Consider the following 16,757-nt stretch of genomic DNA (forward strand, 5'->3'; position numbering starts at 1 on the left):
GGTCCGGCAGCGTCACTGACCATCCGGCGCAGTTGAATTCGGCACCACGACCGGATACAGCTGGTGACTACCCCGCAGTCCTTTCAGTTCGACCTCACGCGGTGCGCCCAGCACAATGTCGATTGCTCCCGAGATTGCCTGCCGGATTGCGTCACTAACCAGGGTCTCACCGCCGCTCGCCTGTCCGGCGACCCGTGCGGCCATCGCCACGTTGCGGCCGAACAGGTCGTCACCGCGCCGTACCGAACTGCCCATGTGCAATCCCATCCGGACTCGGATGTGGTCCCAGCGCTCGGGGTCGGACTGCAGCGCGCGCTGCACCTCGGTACAGCAACGCACGGCCTGGGCAGGATCCGAGAAGGCGATCATGAACCCGTCGCCCTGCGTCTTGACCACGTGACCGCCGGTGCCGTTGACGTGTTTGTAGATCAATGTGTTATGCCGCTCAAGCAGTTTCACCCAACCGCGGTCGCCGAGTTCTTCGTTGAGCTCGGTGGATCCTTCGATGTCGGAGAACGCGATCACGACGTTGCCGTCGGCTGTCATCCTGGCCAGATCAGGACGTTCCACCCGGGCCCAGCCGGCGAGGTCCTCGACTGAATTGCGCACGGTGGCGCCGATCCCTTTGTTGATCAGCGAATCCGCGGTGCGCCAGACGGTTCGGACCGCAAGGGGTCCGACGCCGGGTGGCCGTCTTCGCCGCGGCTTGTCTTGCCGCAACCGCGTGAGGGCGCGTCGCACGCCGGTCAATTGGCGCCGCGACACGATCAGCAGGACCGCCACCGCGATCAGGACGCCGAATTCGAGGAGGGCGACGATCACCCACAGCCATTCGGTGCTCACGGTCCGGTCGCGGACTCCCCTGCTCGCCGCAACATGCTTTCGGCGTGCCGCAACACCGGGGAGTCGACCATCTGCCCGTCGAAGGCGAACACCCCGCGCTCGGTTTTGGCAGCGGCCAGCACCCGACGCGCCCAGTCCAGTTGCTCATCGCCGGGCCGATAAGCCTTGCGTACCACGGCAACCTGGCTCGGGTGGATGCAGACCGTCGCATCGAAGCCGATCGCCACGGCGTCGAGCGCCTCTGCTTCCAACCCTTCGATATCACGGATGTCCAGATGCACCGCATCCAGCGCCAGCAGGCCGAAGGTGTTGGCCGCCAACAGCGCTGCGGACCGCACATGGCGGGCGAAATCCCGATAGGTGCCGTCCGCACGTCTGCTGGAACTGCCACCCATGGCCGCCACCAGATCCTCCGCACCCCACATCAACGCCACTGCACGCTCGGCAGCGGCGATCTCGCTGACGAACAATGCGCCGCGCGGAGTCTCGACAAGTGCGACGACGTCACGCGGCGCGAGTGCGTCCACCTGCGCCGCCGATTCCGTCTTCGACAGCATCACCGTGGCGTAGGCGGTGTCGGCCAAGGCCTGTAGATCCCTGGCATGGTCGTCGGTGCTGGCGGCGTTGATCCGTACGACGGTTCGCTCGGGATCAAGTGGGTTGTCCCGCAGCGCGATTCGAGCGGCGGGCCGGTCGGTCGCCGCAACCCCGTCTTCGAGGTCGAGAATCACCACGTCGGCGGCAGCGGCGGCTTTCGCGAAGCGTTCCGGACGATCAGCCGGGCAGAACAGCCAACCAGGGCCGGCGTCGCGCAAGCTCATCGGGACTCCGCACTGGGCCGCTTCTGCACCAGGGTGGTCCGGACCGCCCTGGCCACGATGTCGCCATGCTGGTTGCGTCCGGTGTGCTCCAGCGTCACGATGCCTTCGCCCGCGCGGCTTTTCGACTCCCGCTTGCCGGTGCAGATGGTCTCGGCGTAGAGGGTGTCGCCGTGGAAGACCGGCTTGGGGAACGACACCTCGGAGAAACCCAGGTTGGCGACGATGGTGCCCAGGGTCAGTTGGGCCACCGACAGACCGACCAGCGTGGACAGCGTGAACATCGAATTGACCAGCCGCTCACCACGAAACCCGGGTTGCTCGGCGGCCCACGCCGCATCCAGGTGCAGCGACTGCGTGTTCATCGTCAACGTCGTGAACAGCACGTTGTCCGCCTCGGTGACGGTGCGACCCGGCCGGTGCAGGTAGGTCGTGCCGACCTCGAACTCCTCGAACCACAAGCCCCGCTGGATAATCGACTTGGTGTGGCCGACTGTGCCGTTCGCGTCACGACTCACCGGCGTCGCGTCGCCGGAGGCACGTTCGGCAGGACCGGCGCCGGTCATGACAGACCCAGCGATCGCGCGATCAACATCAGCTGCACCTCCGTTGTGCCCTCCCCGATTTCCAGGATCTTGCTGTCCCGGTAGTGGCGGGCCACCGGGTACTCGTTCATGAAGCCGTACCCGCCGTGGATCTGCGTAGCGTCGCGGGCGTTGTCCATCGCCGCCTCCGAGGAGACCATCTTTGCGATAGCCGCTTCTTTTTTGAAGGACTTGCCGGCCAACATCTTTGCCGCGGCGTCGTAATAGGCGGTGCGGGCGACGTGTGCCCGGGCTTCCATGCGCGCGATCTTGAAGCTGATGGCCTGGTAGGAGCCGATCGGCTGGCCGAAGGACTGACGCTCGTTGGCGTACTTGACGCTTTCGTCGACGCAGCCCTGCGCCACCCCCGTCGCGAGCGCGGCGATCGCGATGCGGCCCTCGTCGAGGATGGACAGAAAGTTCGCGTAACCCTTGCCGCGGACACCGAGTAGGTTCTCCTCGGGCACCCGCGCATCGTCGAAGGTCAGCGGGTGGGTATCCGAGGCGTTCCAGCCGACCTTGTTGTAGACCGGCTCGACGATGAAACCCGGGGTGCCGTTCGGCACGATGATCGCCGAGATCTCTTTCTTGCCGTCGGCGATGTTGCCGGTGACGGCGGTGACGGTGACCAGCGAGGTGATGTCGGTGCCGGAGTTGGTGATGAATTGCTTGCTGCCGTTGACAATCCACTCACCCCCTTCGAGTCGGGCGGTGGTGCGGGTGCCGCCGGCATCCGATCCCGCGCCCGGCTCGGTGAGCCCGAAACCGGCGAGCTTGCGGCCGGCCACCAGGTCGGGCAGCCACTGCTGCTTCTGCTCCTCGGTACCGAACCGGTAGATGGGCATGGCCCCCAGTCCCACCCCTGCTTCCAGCGTGATCGCGACCGATTGGTCGACCTTGCCGAGTTCCTCGAGTGCCAACGCCAGCGCGAAATAGTCCCCGCCCATACCGCCGTATTCCTCCGGGAACGGCAGACCGAACAGCCCCATGTCGCCCATCTTTGCGACGACTTCATACGGGAAACTGTGCTCCTCATCGTGTTTGGCGGACACCGGAGCCACGACCGAGCGCGCGAAGTCGGCCACGGTATCGCGCAGGTCTTCATATTCTTTCGGTAGCGTGCCCGCCGAAATCGTTGTCGTCATGATTGTCAGTCCTTGCTTGTCGTCGCTGCTGCGTCTGCCACGGCGGCCGGCACCAACCGGGCCAGCACCTGCTCCACCTTCACCTGTTCACCGACGCCCACCATGACCTCCACGCGTCCCGAGATCGGTGCGGTCAGTGAATGTTCCATCTTCATCGCTTCGACGATCACCACCACGTCGCCCTCGGACACCTCGGTGCCGGACTCCACCTGGACGGCGATCACGCTGCCGGGCATGGGGCTGACCACTTCGGCCGGACGCTCCCCCGCTGCGCGTTGAATCTTGTTCACCTCGGCCTCACGGATGTGCCAGGTGCCTCGTTCGTCGGCTATCCACAAGTGCCGCTCGGCCTCGGCCCACCGGTAGCTGCGACGCACCCCGTCCAGCGTGACGCTCAACTCACTCGGACCGAGTTGCACGGTGGCAGAGATTATTTCGCTGTCGCCCACTTGTACGGACGCGGCGCCCGGCAGGCCCCGGACCGACACAGTCTCGGTACGCAACGCGGTCCGCATCGCAGTGCGCACCGGGGCGCTAGCACCGCCGATCCGCCATCCGCTGGGTGCGGCCCACAGATCTTTCCCGGCGCGCCGCGCAAGCACCGCCTGGCTATAGAGCCCTGCGGCGGCGAACACATCGTCAGGCGCCGGTTGCGGCGCGAAACTGGTCAATCGTTCGTCCAGCAGCGCGGTGTCGAGGTTGCCGGCCTGCACGCGATCGTCAGCGAGCAGGAACCTCAGGAACTCCACGTTGCTCTGCACACCCAGGACAGCGGTACGCGACAACGCCTCATCGAGCCGGGCCAGCGCCTGCGCGCGGTCGGCCCCGTGGGCGATCACCTTGCTCAGCATCGGGTCGTAATCGCTGCCGACCACCGTGCCGGCCAGCAACGAGGAGTCCACCCGCACACCGGTTCCGGACGGTTCGACCACTCCCAGCACCCGGCCGCCGGTGGGCAGGAATCCCCGGGCGGGATCCTCGGCGTACACCCGGGCCTCGATCGCGTGACCGGTGAGCGTGATGTCGTCCTGGGCGAACCCCAGCTTCTCCCCCGCTGCCACACGCAGCTGCCACTCGACGAGGTCGAGCCCGGTGACCGCCTCGGTAACCGGGTGTTCCACCTGCAGACGGGTGTTCATCTCCATGAAGAAAAATTCGTCGGGCCGGTCACCGGAGACGATGAACTCGACCGTGCCGGCGCCGACATAGTCGACACTGCGGGCGGTGTCACAGGCCGCAGCCCCGATGCGCGCCCGGGTCGGGGCGTCGAGCAGCGGCGACGGCGCCTCCTCGATGACCTTTTGATGGCGGCGTTGCAGGCTGCACTCCCGTTCGCCCAGATGGACCACGTTGCCATGGGTGTCGGCAAGTATCTGGACCTCGATGTGCCTGGGACGCAACACAAAACGCTCCAGGAACAGTGTGTCGTCGCCGAACGCGGACGCAGCTTCGCGGCGGGCGGTGACCAGGGCATTACGCAGCCGCGCGGGGTCGTCGACCATGTGCATGCCCTTGCCCCCACCGCCGGCCGACGGCTTCACGAGGACCGGGTAACCGACGTCGTCGGCAGCGGCGATGAGGTCATCGTCGGATAGCCCCGGCCGCGCGACGCCCGGCACCACCGGCACGTCGAACGCGGCGACCGCGTTCTTGGCGGCGATCTTGTCCCCCATCACCTCGATCGCGCGTGCGGGCGGTCCCAGGAATGCCACGCCGGCGCGGTCGCAGGCCGCGGCGAAATCGGCGTTCTCGGAGAGGAACCCGTAGCCCGGATGGATCGCCTGCGCCCCGGTACGCTGCGCCGCGTCGATCACTTTGCCGATGTCGAGGTAGCTCTCCCGCGCCGGCGCCGGTCCCAGCCGAACTGCGGTGTCGGCCTCGATCACGTGGCGGGCACCCGCGTCGGCATCGCTGTACACCGCAACCGACCGGATACCCAGTCGACGCAGGGTGCGGATCACGCGCACCGCGATCTCGCCGCGGTTCGCCACTAGAACGATGTCAAACATGAGTCACATCCGAAATACGCCGTAGGAGACCGATTCCAGCGGCGCCCGGGCGCACACCGAAAGTGCCAGCCCCACAACTGTTCTGGTATCAGCAGGATCGATGATGCCGTCGTCCCACAGGCGCGCGGTCGAGTAGTACGGGTTGCCCTGGTCTTCGTACTGTTCGCGGATGGGCGCCTTGAATGCCTCTTCCTGCTCCGACGACCAGGGTTTGCCGGCCGCCGAGAGCTGCTCACCACGCACGGTGGCCAGCACTGATGCGGCCTGCTCGCCGCCCATCACCGAGATCCGTGCGTTCGGCCACATCCACAGGAAGCGCGGTGAGTACGCGCGCCCGCACATCGAATAGTTGCCCGCCCCATAGGATCCGCCGATTACCACGGTCAGCTTCGGCACCCGGGCGCAGGCCACCGCGGTGACCATCTTCGCGCCGTGTTTGGCGATGCCACCGGCCTCGTAGTCGCGACCGACCATGAATCCGGCGATGTTCTGCAGGAACAGCAACGGGATTCGGCGTTTGTCGCACAGTTCGATGAAATGTGCACCCTTGACGGCGGATTCGCTGAACAGCACACCGTTGTTGGCGATGATCCCCACCGGATGACCGTGGATATGCGCGAACGCCGTCACCAGCGACTTGCCGTAATTCGCCTTGAACTCACTGAATTCGCCGCCGTCGACCAGCCGAACGATGACCTCGTGCACGTCGTAGGGCACCCGCGGATCGGGAGGCACCACGTCGTAAAGGCCGTCCTGGGCGTATATCGGTTCGCGCATCGGCCGGATGTCCCACTGCGCAGGTTCGCGCGGTCCGAACGTGGTGGCGATCTTGCGGACAATCCGCAACGCGTCCTCGTCGTCCTCGGCCAGGTGGTCGGTGACGCCGGAGACCCGCGAGTGCAGGTCGCCGCCGCCGAGTTCTTCGGCGGTGACGATCTCACCGGTGGCGGCCTTGACCAGGGGCGGGCCGCCCAGGAAGATCGTGCCCTGTTCGCGGACGATCACGGCTTCGTCGCTCATCGCCGGCACGTACGCGCCGCCGGCCGTGCACGAGCCGAGCACCGCGGCGATCTGCGGAATTCCCTTGGCGCTCATGGTCGCCTGGTTGTAGAAGATCCGGCCGAAGTGTTCGCGATCCGGGAACACTTCGTCCTGGCGGGGCAGGAACGCGCCGCCGGAGTCCACCAGGTAGATGCATGGCAGCAGATTCTGCAACGCGACCTCCTGCGCGCGCAGATGCTTCTTCACCGTCATCGGGTAGTAGGTGCCGCCCTTGACGGTGGCGTCGTTGGCAACGATCACGCATTCGCGCCCGGAGACTCGGCCGATTCCGGTGATAATGCCCGCGCCCGGGGATTCGTCGTCGTACATGCCGTTGGCAGCCAACGCGGCCAACTCCAGAAACGGGCTGCCCGGGTCGAGCAGACGGTCGACGCGGTCGCGGGGCAGCAGCTTGCCGCGGCTGACGTGGCGTTCGCGGGCGCGTTCGTTGCCGCCGAGCGCGGCGGCGGCCAACTTGTCGTTGAGTTCGGCGACCAGGCGGCGATGCTCGTCGGCGAACGTCGGCGCGACCGTGGTCACCTGGACACCAGATCCGAGAGCACCAGGGGCGGTTGAGTTTTCGCTACTACCTCTTCGACCGACACGTCGGGGGCGGTCTCGATCAGGTGCAGGCCGTCGTCGCGGACGTCGATGACCGCGAGTTCGGTCACGATCCGATTGACGCACCCGACCCCGGTCAGCGGCAGGGTGCAGCGCTCGAGAATCTTCGGGCTGCCGTCCTTGGCGGCGTGGTCCATCACCACGATCACCTTGCGGGCGCCGTGCACCAGATCCATCGCCCCGCCCATGCCTTTGACCATCTTGCCGGGGATCACCCAGTTCGCGAGATCACCGGTGACCGAAACCTGCATGGCCCCAAGGACAGCCACGTCGAGGTGTCCGCCGCGGATGATGCCGAACGACGTCGACGAACCGAAGAACGACGCCCCTGGCTGGGTGGTCACCGTCTCTTTGCCCGCGTTGATCAGATCGGCGTCGACGTCCTCACGATGGGGGTAGGGCCCCACGCCGAGGATGCCGTTCTCGGAGTGCAGGACCACGTGCACACCGTCGGGGATGTGGTTGGGAATCAAGGTCGGTATGCCGATGCCGAGGTTGACGTACTGTCCGTCCTCGAATTCGGTGGCGACCCGGGCCGCCATGCCGTCTCTGCTCCACGTCATTGGGCGGCGCTCCTTTTCATCGGCACACCCGCATCCCCGCCGAGCGTCACGCCAGCGTGGCAGTCGACGCCGAGCGTCACGCCAGCGTGACAGTCGACGCCGAGAGGTGGCGAGCCAGCGTCGCGGTCGACGCCGAGCGTCACGCCAGCGTGGCGGTCGACGCCGAACGTCACGCCAGCGTGACAAACGGCGTCGAGGTGTGGGGCGCTCATCGCACCGTCTCCTTCTCGATCCGTTTCTGGGGATCAGGCACGTGCACGACGCGCTGCACGAACACGCCTGGGGTATGCACCGTGGCGGGGTCGATCTCTCCCGGTTCGACGAGATGTTCGACCTGGGCGATGGTGATCCGACCGGCCGGCGCGCATTCCGGGTTGAAATTGCCTGCGGCGTAACGGTAAACGAGATTGCCGTGCCGATCGCCCTTCCAGGCGTGCACCAACGCGAAGTCGGTGCGGATTCCGCGCTCCAGCACATAGGTGACGCCATCGAATTCGCGGGTCTCCTTGGGCGGCGAGGTGATCGCCACCTCGCCCGAGGGGTCGTAGCGCCAGGGCAGGCCGCCGTCGGCGATCTGCGTGCCGACCCCGGCCGGGGTGTAGAACGCCGGGATGCCCATGCCGCCGGCGCGCAACCGCTCGGCCAGCGTGCCCTGCGGGGTCAGCTCGACCTCGAGTTCTCCGGAGAGGAACTGGCGGGCGAATTCCTTGTTCTCGCCCACGTACGACGATACGGTCCGGCGAATCCGCTTGTGCGCCAGCAGAACCCCCAACCCGACGCCGTCCACACCGCAGTTGTTCGAGACGGTTTCCAGATCGGTCACTCCGCGATCGGCCAGCGCGGCGATCAGCGCCTCCGGGATACCACACAGCCCGAAGCCCCCGACGGCCAGCGATGCTCCGTCGGTTATGTCCGCCACCGCCTCCGCGACGGTAGCCACCACCTTGTCCATCCCCGCAGAGCCTCCGATTTCAGTTAATAATCATTAACTGGACAGTGAGAATACCATTTCCGCCCTCGCGCCGTCCAGGGCGGGTGCGGCCTATTCACCGTCGGCGAGATACTCCACGGCACGCGCCCGCATCTCCGCTCTACGGACTTTGCCGGTGACCGTCATCGGGAAGTCCTCGACGATCCAGAGATACCGCGGGATCTTGAACCGGGCGATACGGCCGGCGCAGAACTCCCGCAACGACTCCACCGTCAGCGTCGAGGCTCCGTCGCGGAGCTTGACAACCGCCATGAGTTCCTCGCCGTAGCGTTCGTCGGGCACTCCGATGACGTGGCCGTCGACGATGTCGGGGTGGGTGTATAGGAACTCCTCGATCTCGCGCGGGGAAATGTTCTCGCCGCCGCGCACCACAATGTCTTTGATCCGGCCGGTGATACGGACATATCCGAAGGCGTCCATCGACGCCAGGTCGCCGGTGTGCATCCAGCCGTCCCCGTCGATGACCTCCGCGGTCTTCTCCGGTTCGTTCCAGTACCCCGACATCACCGAATAACCGCGGGTGCAGAATTCGCCGGCGACGTCGCGCGGCAGCGTCGCACCCGTGACCGGGTCCACCACCTTGATCTCCAGGTGTGGCCCCACCTGACCGACGGTGGCGACGCGCCGTTCCAACGAGTCGCCAGAACGCGTCTGGGTCGACACCGGGGCGGTCTCGGTCATCCCGTAACAGATGGCGACCTCCGGCATGTGCATGCGTTCGATCACCCTGCGCATGACCTCGACCGGGCACGGCGAGCCCGCCATGATTCCGGTGCGCAGACTGTCCAACCGATACTCGGCGAAGTCCGGCAGGCCCAGTTCGGCGATGAACATCGTCGGCACCCCGTAGAGACTGGTGCAGCATTCGTCGTGCACCGCGCGCAGGGTGGCAGCGGGATCGAAACCGGGCGCGGGGATCACCATGCAGGCACCGTGGCTGGTGGCCGCCAGATTGCCCATCACCATGCCGAAGCAGTGATAGAACGGCACCGGAATACAGATCCGGTCACGTTCGGTGTAGTCGAGCAGCTCACCCACCAGGTAGCCGTTATTCAGGATGTTGCGGTGACTGAGGGTCACACCCTTGGGATATCCCGTTGTGCCCGAGGTGTACTGGATATTGATCGGATCGGTCGGCGTCAGCCGCGCGGACCTCGCCCGCAACGCAGCCGGATCGATATCCACACCGGCAAGCTCGTCCCAGCGGTCGCTGTCCATGATCGTGACGTCGCGCAGCTCGGCGCAGTCCGGCGCCACCTCAGCCAGCATCTGTGCGTAGTCGGCGTCCTTGAACCCGGGTGCGGCAATCAGCATCTTCACCCCGGATTGCTCCAGCGCATAACCTAATTCGCGCGACCGGTACGCCGGATTGACGGTCACCAGGATGGCGCCGATCTCGGCCGTCGCATACTGCGTCAGCACCCATTCCCAACGATTGGGAGCCCAGATGCCGATCCGGTCACCGACTCCGATGCCGGCCTGAAGCAATCCGGTCGCTAAAGCGCGAACGTCATGCAGCAGTTCGGCATACGTCCAGCGCCGTCCCGCCGCGACATCGACCAACGCGTCGCGGGACGCGAAAGTGGTTGCGGTTGCAGCGAAGTTGGCGCCGATGGTCACCTCGAGCAGCGCAGGCGAGTTCGGGCCGCGTTCGTAGGAAAGTGGAGTTGCCACCGTTCCTCCCGCGGTAAGTCAGTGTTACGTTAGTGACGATTAACCGACATGTCCAGGAGGCCGTCATGGCAGCGTCCGCCCCGGACGGCGAGGCCGGTCGGCCTGAAGCGCCAAATCGTCGCAGCCAGTTGAAGTCCGACCGGCGGCTGCAACTACTTGCGGCCGCCGAACGGCTGATCGCCGAACGCGGCTTCCTCGCGGTGCGTCTCGAGGACATCGGCGCCGCGGCCGGGGTCAGCGGCCCGGCCATCTATCGGCACTTCCCCAACAAGGAGTCGCTGCTGGTCGAGTTGTTGGTCGGGATCAGCGCCCGGCTGCTGGACGGTGCCCGCGCGGTGACCGACCGCGACGCCGACGCGGCGGCAACCCTGGACGGCCTGATCGATTTCCACCTCGACTTCGCTCTCGGCGAGCCGGACCTCATCCGCATCCAAGATCGCGATCTCGCCCATCTGCCGGCCCCGGCCCAACGGCAGGTGCGCAAAGCGCAACGGCAGTACGTCGAGATCTGGGTGGGCGTACTGCGCGAGCTGAACCCCGATCTCGCCGAGGCCGACGCCAGGCTGATGGCGCACGCCACTTTCGGCCTGCTGAACTCCACGCCGCACAGCATGAAATCGGCCGACACCAAACCGTCGCGCGCGGTGCGGTCCCGAGCCGTGATGAGGGCGATGACGATGGCCGCGCTGAGTGCTGCAGACTTGTAGCGCCCCGACGTCCACGCAGGCACGACCACGGTTCCGCGCCTTCACGGCGTGCCCGGGTACCCTGCGAAGTGGACATGAACTCGCCACGCGACCCCCAGAATCCCGGTCCCCCGTCCCGGGGGTCTGCTTCGACGTGGTCGCAGGAGGTCGTCGACTACCCGGCCTACGCCGACGACATGCCCTACGCCTACGGCGGCGGCAATTCGCCCTGGGCGCCGGGCGCGTACCCACCGAACCCGACCCAACAGTTGCCACCACAGTATTGGCAACAAGACGAGCCGCGGGCCGATGCGGAGCCGGAGGGACCCCCACCGCCGGGCACCCCGCGCTGGCTGTGGATCGTGGCCGGCACCGCAGTGCTGCTCGTCGTCGGGTTGGCCATTGCGCTGGTCGTGACGAACGGCTCGGACACCCAGCAGACGGCCATCGAGCCGCTGCCGCCGATGACCGGTCCCACCACTACCGTCGCACCCCCGACGACCAGGTCAACGCCGCCGCCCACCACCCGCAGGCCGCGCACCACCACCACTGAGCCCAGCACCCCGCCGCCGCCCACCGCCACCGTGCCGGGCACCATGCAGTCGGTGGTTTACAGCGTCACCGGCGAAGGCCGGGCGATCAGCGTCGTCTACATGGACACCGGTGATCTGATCCAGACCGAGTTCAACGTCACCTTGCCGTGGACCAAACAGGTCAGCCTCTCGACGTCGTCCACCCGTCCGGCCAGCGTCACCGTCGTCAACATCGGTCACAACGTCACCTGCTCGTTGACGGTGGCCGGGGTTCAGGTGCGGCAGCGCACCGGCCAGGGCTTGACCATCTGCGACGCCCCGCTCTGATTCCACGGGTGGCGCTGCTGCGCAGCGCTCGCGATCGCCGTCAGTTCGTTCGCGGCACCCGCACGAACAGCATCGCCAGCAGTCCGGTCAGCAGCACCACGAAGATGCCGCCCAATCCGGCGCGTGGGGCGTCGAACACGTCGACGAAAACCGAGAACAGCCACGGCGCCACGAACGACATCGCTCGACCGCTCATCGTGTAGAGACCGAAGGCCACACCCTCTTTGCCCTGTTTCGCCAGGCGCAGCAGCAGTGCGCGCGCTGAGGACTGCGACGGCCCGATGAACAGACACAGTGACAAACCACACACCCAGAATGTCAGCGGGCCGGACAGGACCATCATGGCCAGGCCGGCGGCGAGGATCGCGGTCAGAGAAGCGATGATGACCGGCTTCGATCCGACCCGATGATCGACGAATCCGCCGACCACGGCGCCGACTGCAGCCACCACGCACGCGGCCATACCGAAGATCAGCACGTCTTCGCGCGGGACGCCGTACACCCCGACGCCCAGCACGGGACCGAACGTGAATATCGCAGCCAGGCCATCTCGGAAGAGCGCGCTGGCCACCAGGAAGTACACGACATTGCGGTCGCGGCGCCACTCGGAGGTGATGTCGGCCCACAGCTTGCGGTAGGTACCCAGCAGGGTGGTCGACGGGTTCGTGTTCGCCCCTGCGTCCGGGAGGCGGTGTGCGACGAGCAGCAGCGGCAGCGCAAAGATCGCAAACCAGGCCGCGGCCATCAGCATTGCCACGCGGACGTACACGCCGTCGGCGGTGGGCAGGTGCAGCAAACCACGATGGTCACCGTCGCCGGACACGAAGCCCACGTAGACCAAACCCAGGAGCACCACGGTGCCGACGTATCCCGCCGCATAGCCGAAACCCGATATCCGGCCGGCCGTCAACGGCGTCGACAGCTGCCGCAGCATCGCGTTGTACGGGATGCTGGCCAGGTCACCACATGCCGCGGTCGCCGCCAGCAATGCCAGGCCGGCGAAAAAGAAGCCCGGCTGATCGCGGATCAGCGCCATCGAACAGGTCAGCACCACCGCCAGGCCGGTCAGCAGAGCCAGGGCCACCCGCCGTCGGTGCGGCGACTCCACCCACCCCCCGATCAGCGGCGCCAGTACCGCAATCGTCACCCCGGCCGCGGCTCCGGCACGCCCCAGCCAGCTCACCGGCGTGGCGCCCAGTGGCGTGCCCACTCCGACGCTGTTGGTCAGGTAGACGGAGAACACGAACGTCGGCGTGATGGCGCTCAAGCCGGTCTGACCGCAGTCCCACAACGCCCACGCCGCCACCCCCGATCGCGGGGCTTTCTTCCGATCCCCGGCGCGCGTGTCCTCCGGGTCATCCATGCAGCGCACTCTAGAGCCAACCCGCTGCGCCCGGCTACGCCGGACAGCTCCTGACTACGATTGCTTCATGCCGATACCTGCCCCAAGTCCAGACGCGCGCGCCGTAGTCACCGGAGCGTCGCAGAACATCGGCGAGGCGCTGGCCACCGAACTGGCCGCGCGCGGGCACAGTCTGATCATCACCGCACGACGGGAGGAGTTGCTGACCGCCCTCGCCGCCCGACTGGTGGACAAGTACCGCGTTGCCGTCGACGTGCGCCCGGCCGACCTCGCCGACCCGACCGAGCGCGCAAAGCTGTGCGACGAGCTGGCCGCGCGGCCGATCTCAATCCTGTGCGCCAACGCGGGCACCGCAACGTTCGGTCCGGTCGCGTCGTTGGATCCGGCTGGCGAAAAGGCCCAGGTGCAGTTGAATGCCGTTGCGGTGCATGATCTTACGCTGGCGGTGCTGCCGGGCATGATCGAGCGCAAGGCGGGCGGAATCTTGATTTCCGGTTCGGCGGCGGGGAATTCGCCGATCCCCTACAACGCCACCTACGCCGCAACCAAGGCGTTCGCCAACACCTTCAGCGAATCGCTGCGCGGTGAACTGCGCAACTCCGGTGTGCACGTCACGCTGCTGGCCCCGGGCCCGGTACGCACCGACCTGCCCGCTGAAGAGGAGGCCTCGCTGGTCGAGAAGCTGGTGCCGGACTTCCTGTGGATCTCGACCGAACACACCGCGCAGCTATCCCTGGATGCGTTGGAGCGCAACAAGATGCGAGTGGTCCCGGGGTTGACCTCGAAGGCGATGTCGGTGGCCAGCGGCTATGCCCCCCGCGCCATTGTCGCGCCGATCGTCGGGGCGTTCTACAAGAAGCTCGGCGGCGGCTAACCACGTCACTTACGTCGCCGTCCGGTCCCGAAAATCCCCTTGACCGCTTCGCGGATCGCGGTGTTGATGCCGCTTTTCACCGTCGGGTTCTTCAGCACTTCCTCCCACATCGCCGGACCCTTCGGCTCGGCCGGTGCGGGCATGGGCGGAATCTCGGAATCGTTGGGGGACAACGGCGGATAGTCCGGTGCGGGAGTTGGTGTGGCCGGCGGGCCGGCCGCAGGCTCCGACTCCGGCTCGGTCTGGCCGTACTTGGCCTGTAACGAGCTCTTCTCTGCCGCTTCAGTGACCGCTTCGGTGCCGATCGCTCCCATCAGCGACCTCGGCACCCGCATGCGGGTCCAGGCCACGGGTGTGGGGGCGCCTTTTTCGGACAGCACGGTGACCACGGCCTCGCCGATACCCAACGACGTCAGCGCCGATTCCAAGTCGTAGACATCGGTTTTCGGGTAGGTGCGCACGGTCTTGCTGAGCGCCTTCTGATCATCGGGGGTGAATGCCCGCAGCGCGTGCTGGATGCGCGCGCCCAGTTGCGAGAGCACATCGTTGGGCAGGTCCGTCGGCAACTGTGTGCAGAAGAACACGCCCACGCCCTTGGACCGGATCAGCTTGACGGTCTGCTCGACCTGTTCGAGAAACGCTTTCGACGCGTCGGCGAACAACAGGTGGGCTTCGTCGAAGAAGAAGACCAGCTTGGGCTTGTCGACGTCTCCGACTTCGTCGAGCTGCGTGAAAAGATCGGCCAGCAGCCACATCAGGAAAGTGGAGAAGATGACCGGGCGCAACGACTGGCCGCTGAACTCAAGCAGGCTGATCACACCGTGACCGTCGTTGACCCGCAACAGATCTTTGGGGTCCAGCTTCGGTTCGCCGAAGAACGTGTCGCCACCCTCGCCGGCCAGGTTAACCAGCGCCCGCAGGATCACGCCCGCCGTCGTCGACGACACCCCGCCCAGCGATTTCAGGTCGGCCTTGCCCTCCTCACTGGTCAAATGGCTGATGACGTTGCGCAGACTGTTCAACGTGATCAGCGGACGGTTGTTCTCTTTGGCCCAGTGGAAGATCAGTCCGAGCGTCGACTCCTGAGTAGCGTTGAGCCCCAGCACTTTTGACAAGAGAACGGGACCGAAGCTGGCGACGGTCGCGCGTACCGGTACCCCGATTCCCCCGGTGCCGAGCGAGAGAAACTCCACCGGGAACCCCGTCGGCTCCCAATTGTCACCGGTGTCCTTGGCGCGCGCGGCGGTCTTGTCGTTGCCCGCTCCGGGCCGGGACAGCCCGGACAGGTCGCCTTTCACATCCGCCATGAACACCGGCACCCCGGCGGCGCTGAGCTGTTCGGCGATCAGCTGCAGGGTCTTGGTCTTGCCGGTGCCGGTTGCCCCGGCCACCAAGCCGTGCCGGTTGATGGTGGCCAGCGGGATGCGAATCTGAGCAGTCGGATCCGCCTGCCCGTCGATGACGACGGTGCCCAGTTCCAGTGCCTGACCCTCGACGGCGTAGCCCGCTGAGATTCGCTTGGCGGGTCCGTCGGCTCCATCCGCAGGAGATTCGGTGCTCATGGTTTTCCCCAGAGTTTGCTCGTCCAATTCGGCAGGGATCAGCCTACTGGGCCGGGTCCGGCCAGGGTCAGGGCGAACTACGTCGCCAGCTGGGCTTAATGTGAGCGCTGTGCGCGACGAATTGGTCTGGATCGACTGCGAGATGACCGGGCTCGATCTGGGCTCGGACAAGTTGATCGAGATTGCCGCCCTGGTCACCGATTCTGAACTCAACATTCTCGGTGACGGGATCGACGTGGTGATCCACGCCGAGGACGCGGCGTTGTCCTCGATGATCGAGATCGTCGCCGATATGCATGCGCGATCCGGGCTCACCAACGAGGTCAAAGCCTCCACCGTCGACATCGCCACCGCCGAGGCGATGGTGCTCGACTACATCCATGAGCACGTCAAACAGCCCAAGACCGCACCGTTGGCCGGCAACTCGATCGCCACCGACCGGTCGTTCCTCGCCCGCGACATGCCCGCCCTGGACTCGTTTCTGCACTACCGGATGATCGACGTCAGCTCGATCAAGGAGCTCTGCCGGCGCTGGTATCCGCGCATCTACTTCGGGCAGCCGCCCAAGGGTTTGGCGCACCGTGCGCTGGCCGACATCCACGAGTCGATCCGGGAACTGCAGTACTACCGGCGGACCGCCTTCGTGCCGCTGCCCGGCCCGTCTACCAGCGAAATCGCGGCCGTGGTCGCTGATATCCAGGGCAACACGGATGGATCGGAAACAAACGATTCGGCCGAGGAGCGTCCGAGCGGTTAATATCGACGTCGCTGCCCGTGCCCCGCTGCAGGGACGGGGGTGGCCATGGTGGGTGTAGTTCAGTTGGTAGAGCGTCAGGTTGTGATCCTGAATGTCGCGGGTTCGAGTCCCGTCACTCACCCCACAGGTCAGAGGTGGTATTTAGCCCCTCTGACCTTTTTCTTTCGATAGAGGCCGCAACGCTATTGCAACGCTATGTCCGCTGAATCGACCACCGCCAGACCTCCCCGGCGAGCGCGCAAGTAGCCTCTGACGGGTTCGCATAGACCGACCTAAAACGAGAGGCCACTAGCCCGGATGTTTCGCGGGGTTGACGTGGCGGCCTGATCGGTTCGGATTGCGGTTTTCGATCTTGATTTTCGACGG

At 66.1% G+C, this 16,757-nt stretch carries 16 protein-coding genes and 1 tRNA gene; 5 read left to right on the forward strand and 12 right to left on the reverse strand.

Annotated features, from left to right (window positions below; all coding sequences use genetic code 11):
- Nucleotides 1–12: 12 nt before the first annotated feature.
- The 10 genes from ACZYZ9_RS25370 to ACZYZ9_RS25415 all read right to left on the reverse strand — a co-directional run bounded on the left by ACZYZ9_RS25370 (nt 13) and on the right by ACZYZ9_RS25415 (nt 10,289).
- Entirely contained in the window at nt 13–843 is an 831-nt protein-coding gene (locus tag ACZYZ9_RS25370; RefSeq protein ID WP_463828941.1) for an adenylate/guanylate cyclase domain-containing protein, read from the reverse strand.
- On the reverse strand, nt 840–1,664 hold the full coding sequence (locus ACZYZ9_RS25375) for an HpcH/HpaI aldolase/citrate lyase family protein (protein WP_463828942.1): 825 nt from the start codon (nt 1,662–1,664) through the stop codon (nt 840–842). Before ACZYZ9_RS25375 ends, ACZYZ9_RS25370 begins: the two co-directional genes overlap by 4 nt.
- Nucleotides 1,661–2,227, reverse strand: coding sequence for a MaoC family dehydratase (locus tag ACZYZ9_RS25380; protein ID WP_463828943.1), 567 nt, complete (start codon nt 2,225–2,227; stop codon nt 1,661–1,663). Before ACZYZ9_RS25380 ends, ACZYZ9_RS25375 begins: the two co-directional genes overlap by 4 nt.
- Nucleotides 2,224–3,399, reverse strand: coding sequence for an acyl-CoA dehydrogenase family protein (locus tag ACZYZ9_RS25385; protein ID WP_463828959.1), 1,176 nt, complete (start codon nt 3,397–3,399; stop codon nt 2,224–2,226). The genes ACZYZ9_RS25380 and ACZYZ9_RS25385 overlap by 4 nt, the downstream gene beginning before the upstream one ends.
- Nucleotides 3,396–5,399, reverse strand: coding sequence for an acetyl/propionyl/methylcrotonyl-CoA carboxylase subunit alpha (locus ACZYZ9_RS25390; protein WP_463828945.1), 2,004 nt, complete (start codon nt 5,397–5,399; stop codon nt 3,396–3,398). Before ACZYZ9_RS25390 ends, ACZYZ9_RS25385 begins: the two co-directional genes overlap by 4 nt.
- A gap of 3 nt (nt 5,400–5,402) precedes the next feature.
- Nucleotides 5,403–6,980 carry a carboxyl transferase domain-containing protein gene (locus tag ACZYZ9_RS25395; RefSeq protein WP_463828946.1) on the reverse strand — a complete coding sequence of 526 codons (1,578 nt, stop codon included), beginning with the start codon at nt 6,978–6,980 and terminating at the stop codon, nt 5,403–5,405.
- The gene (locus ACZYZ9_RS25400; RefSeq protein WP_463828947.1) at nt 6,977–7,624 is read right to left on the reverse strand and encodes a CoA transferase subunit B; all 648 of its coding nucleotides are present in this window, start codon (nt 7,622–7,624) and stop codon (nt 6,977–6,979) included. The genes ACZYZ9_RS25395 and ACZYZ9_RS25400 overlap by 4 nt, the downstream gene beginning before the upstream one ends.
- Nucleotides 7,621–7,836 carry a hypothetical protein gene (locus tag ACZYZ9_RS25405; protein WP_463828948.1) on the reverse strand — a complete coding sequence of 72 codons (216 nt, stop codon included), beginning with the start codon at nt 7,834–7,836 and terminating at the stop codon, nt 7,621–7,623. The genes ACZYZ9_RS25400 and ACZYZ9_RS25405 overlap by 4 nt, the downstream gene beginning before the upstream one ends.
- A complete protein-coding gene (locus ACZYZ9_RS25410) occupies nt 7,833–8,576 on the reverse strand; it encodes a CoA transferase subunit A (RefSeq protein ID WP_463828949.1) in 744 nt (247 codons plus the stop codon). Before ACZYZ9_RS25410 ends, ACZYZ9_RS25405 begins: the two co-directional genes overlap by 4 nt.
- Nucleotides 8,577–8,666: 90 nt before the next feature.
- Nucleotides 8,667–10,289 (reverse strand): AMP-binding protein, encoded by a 1,623-nt coding sequence (locus ACZYZ9_RS25415; protein ID WP_463828950.1) that lies wholly within the window; start codon nt 10,287–10,289, stop codon nt 8,667–8,669.
- A 65-nt stretch (nt 10,290–10,354) separates the two neighbouring features.
- Between ACZYZ9_RS25415 and ACZYZ9_RS25420 the strand changes: the two genes are divergently transcribed.
- Complete coding sequence (locus ACZYZ9_RS25420) at nt 10,355–10,996, forward strand: SACE_7040 family transcriptional regulator (RefSeq protein WP_463828951.1); 642 nt, start codon at nt 10,355–10,357, stop codon at nt 10,994–10,996.
- A gap of 74 nt (nt 10,997–11,070) precedes the next feature.
- Nucleotides 11,071–11,835: a hypothetical protein gene (locus ACZYZ9_RS25425; protein ID WP_463828953.1), complete on the forward strand. Its 765-nt coding sequence runs from the start codon at nt 11,071–11,073 to the stop codon at nt 11,833–11,835.
- Between the two features lie 40 nt (nt 11,836–11,875).
- On the opposite strand, the gene ACZYZ9_RS25430 is transcribed toward ACZYZ9_RS25425, so the two are convergent.
- On the reverse strand, nt 11,876–13,198 hold the full coding sequence (locus ACZYZ9_RS25430; protein ID WP_463828954.1) for an MFS transporter: 1,323 nt from the start codon (nt 13,196–13,198) through the stop codon (nt 11,876–11,878).
- 67 nt (nt 13,199–13,265) lie between these two features.
- On the opposite strand from ACZYZ9_RS25430, the gene cmrA reads away from it, so the two are divergent.
- Nucleotides 13,266–14,072 carry a mycolate reductase gene (cmrA, locus tag ACZYZ9_RS25435; RefSeq protein ID WP_463828956.1) on the forward strand — a complete coding sequence of 269 codons (807 nt, stop codon included), beginning with the start codon at nt 13,266–13,268 and terminating at the stop codon, nt 14,070–14,072.
- Nucleotides 14,073–14,077: 5 nt separating this feature from the next.
- On the opposite strand, the gene ACZYZ9_RS25440 is transcribed toward cmrA, so the two are convergent.
- Entirely contained in the window at nt 14,078–15,634 is a 1,557-nt protein-coding gene (locus tag ACZYZ9_RS25440) for a helicase HerA-like domain-containing protein (protein WP_463828957.1), read from the reverse strand.
- A gap of 109 nt (nt 15,635–15,743) precedes the next feature.
- On the opposite strand from ACZYZ9_RS25440, the gene orn reads away from it, so the two are divergent.
- Nucleotides 15,744–16,391, forward strand: a complete 648-nt coding sequence (gene orn, locus ACZYZ9_RS25445; RefSeq protein ID WP_463828958.1) for an oligoribonuclease — start codon at nt 15,744–15,746, stop codon at nt 16,389–16,391.
- A gap of 48 nt (nt 16,392–16,439) precedes the next feature.
- Nucleotides 16,440–16,515 (forward strand) — tRNA-His (locus ACZYZ9_RS25450).
- Nucleotides 16,516–16,757 lie beyond the last annotated feature (242 nt).

This window comes from Mycobacterium sp. IDUB_28, assembly GCF_055419285.1.

Coding starts and splice junctions, on each gene's coding strand:
- ACZYZ9_RS25375 (WP_463828942.1), bottom strand. CDS start 1,664: ATGAGCTTGCGCGACGCCGGCCCTGGTTGGCTGTTCTGCCCGGCTGAT.
- ACZYZ9_RS25380 (WP_463828943.1), bottom strand. CDS start 2,227: ATGACCGGCGCCGGTCCTGCCGAACGTGCCTCCGGCGACGCGACGCCG.
- ACZYZ9_RS25390 (WP_463828945.1), bottom strand. CDS start 5,399: ATGTTTGACATCGTTCTAGTGGCGAACCGCGGCGAGATCGCGGTGCGC.
- ACZYZ9_RS25400 (WP_463828947.1), bottom strand. CDS start 7,624: ATGACGTGGAGCAGAGACGGCATGGCGGCCCGGGTCGCCACCGAATTC.
- ACZYZ9_RS25405 (WP_463828948.1), bottom strand. CDS start 7,836: ATGAGCGCCCCACACCTCGACGCCGTTTGTCACGCTGGCGTGACGTTC.
- ACZYZ9_RS25410 (WP_463828949.1), bottom strand. CDS start 8,576: ATGGACAAGGTGGTGGCTACCGTCGCGGAGGCGGTGGCGGACATAACC.
- ACZYZ9_RS25420 (WP_463828951.1), top strand. CDS start 10,355: ATGGCAGCGTCCGCCCCGGACGGCGAGGCCGGTCGGCCTGAAGCGCCA.
- ACZYZ9_RS25425 (WP_463828953.1), top strand. CDS start 11,071: ATGAACTCGCCACGCGACCCCCAGAATCCCGGTCCCCCGTCCCGGGGG.
- ACZYZ9_RS25430 (WP_463828954.1), bottom strand. CDS start 13,198: ATGGATGACCCGGAGGACACGCGCGCCGGGGATCGGAAGAAAGCCCCG.
- cmrA (WP_463828956.1), top strand. CDS start 13,266: ATGCCGATACCTGCCCCAAGTCCAGACGCGCGCGCCGTAGTCACCGGA.
- ACZYZ9_RS25440 (WP_463828957.1), bottom strand. CDS start 15,634: ATGAGCACCGAATCTCCTGCGGATGGAGCCGACGGACCCGCCAAGCGA.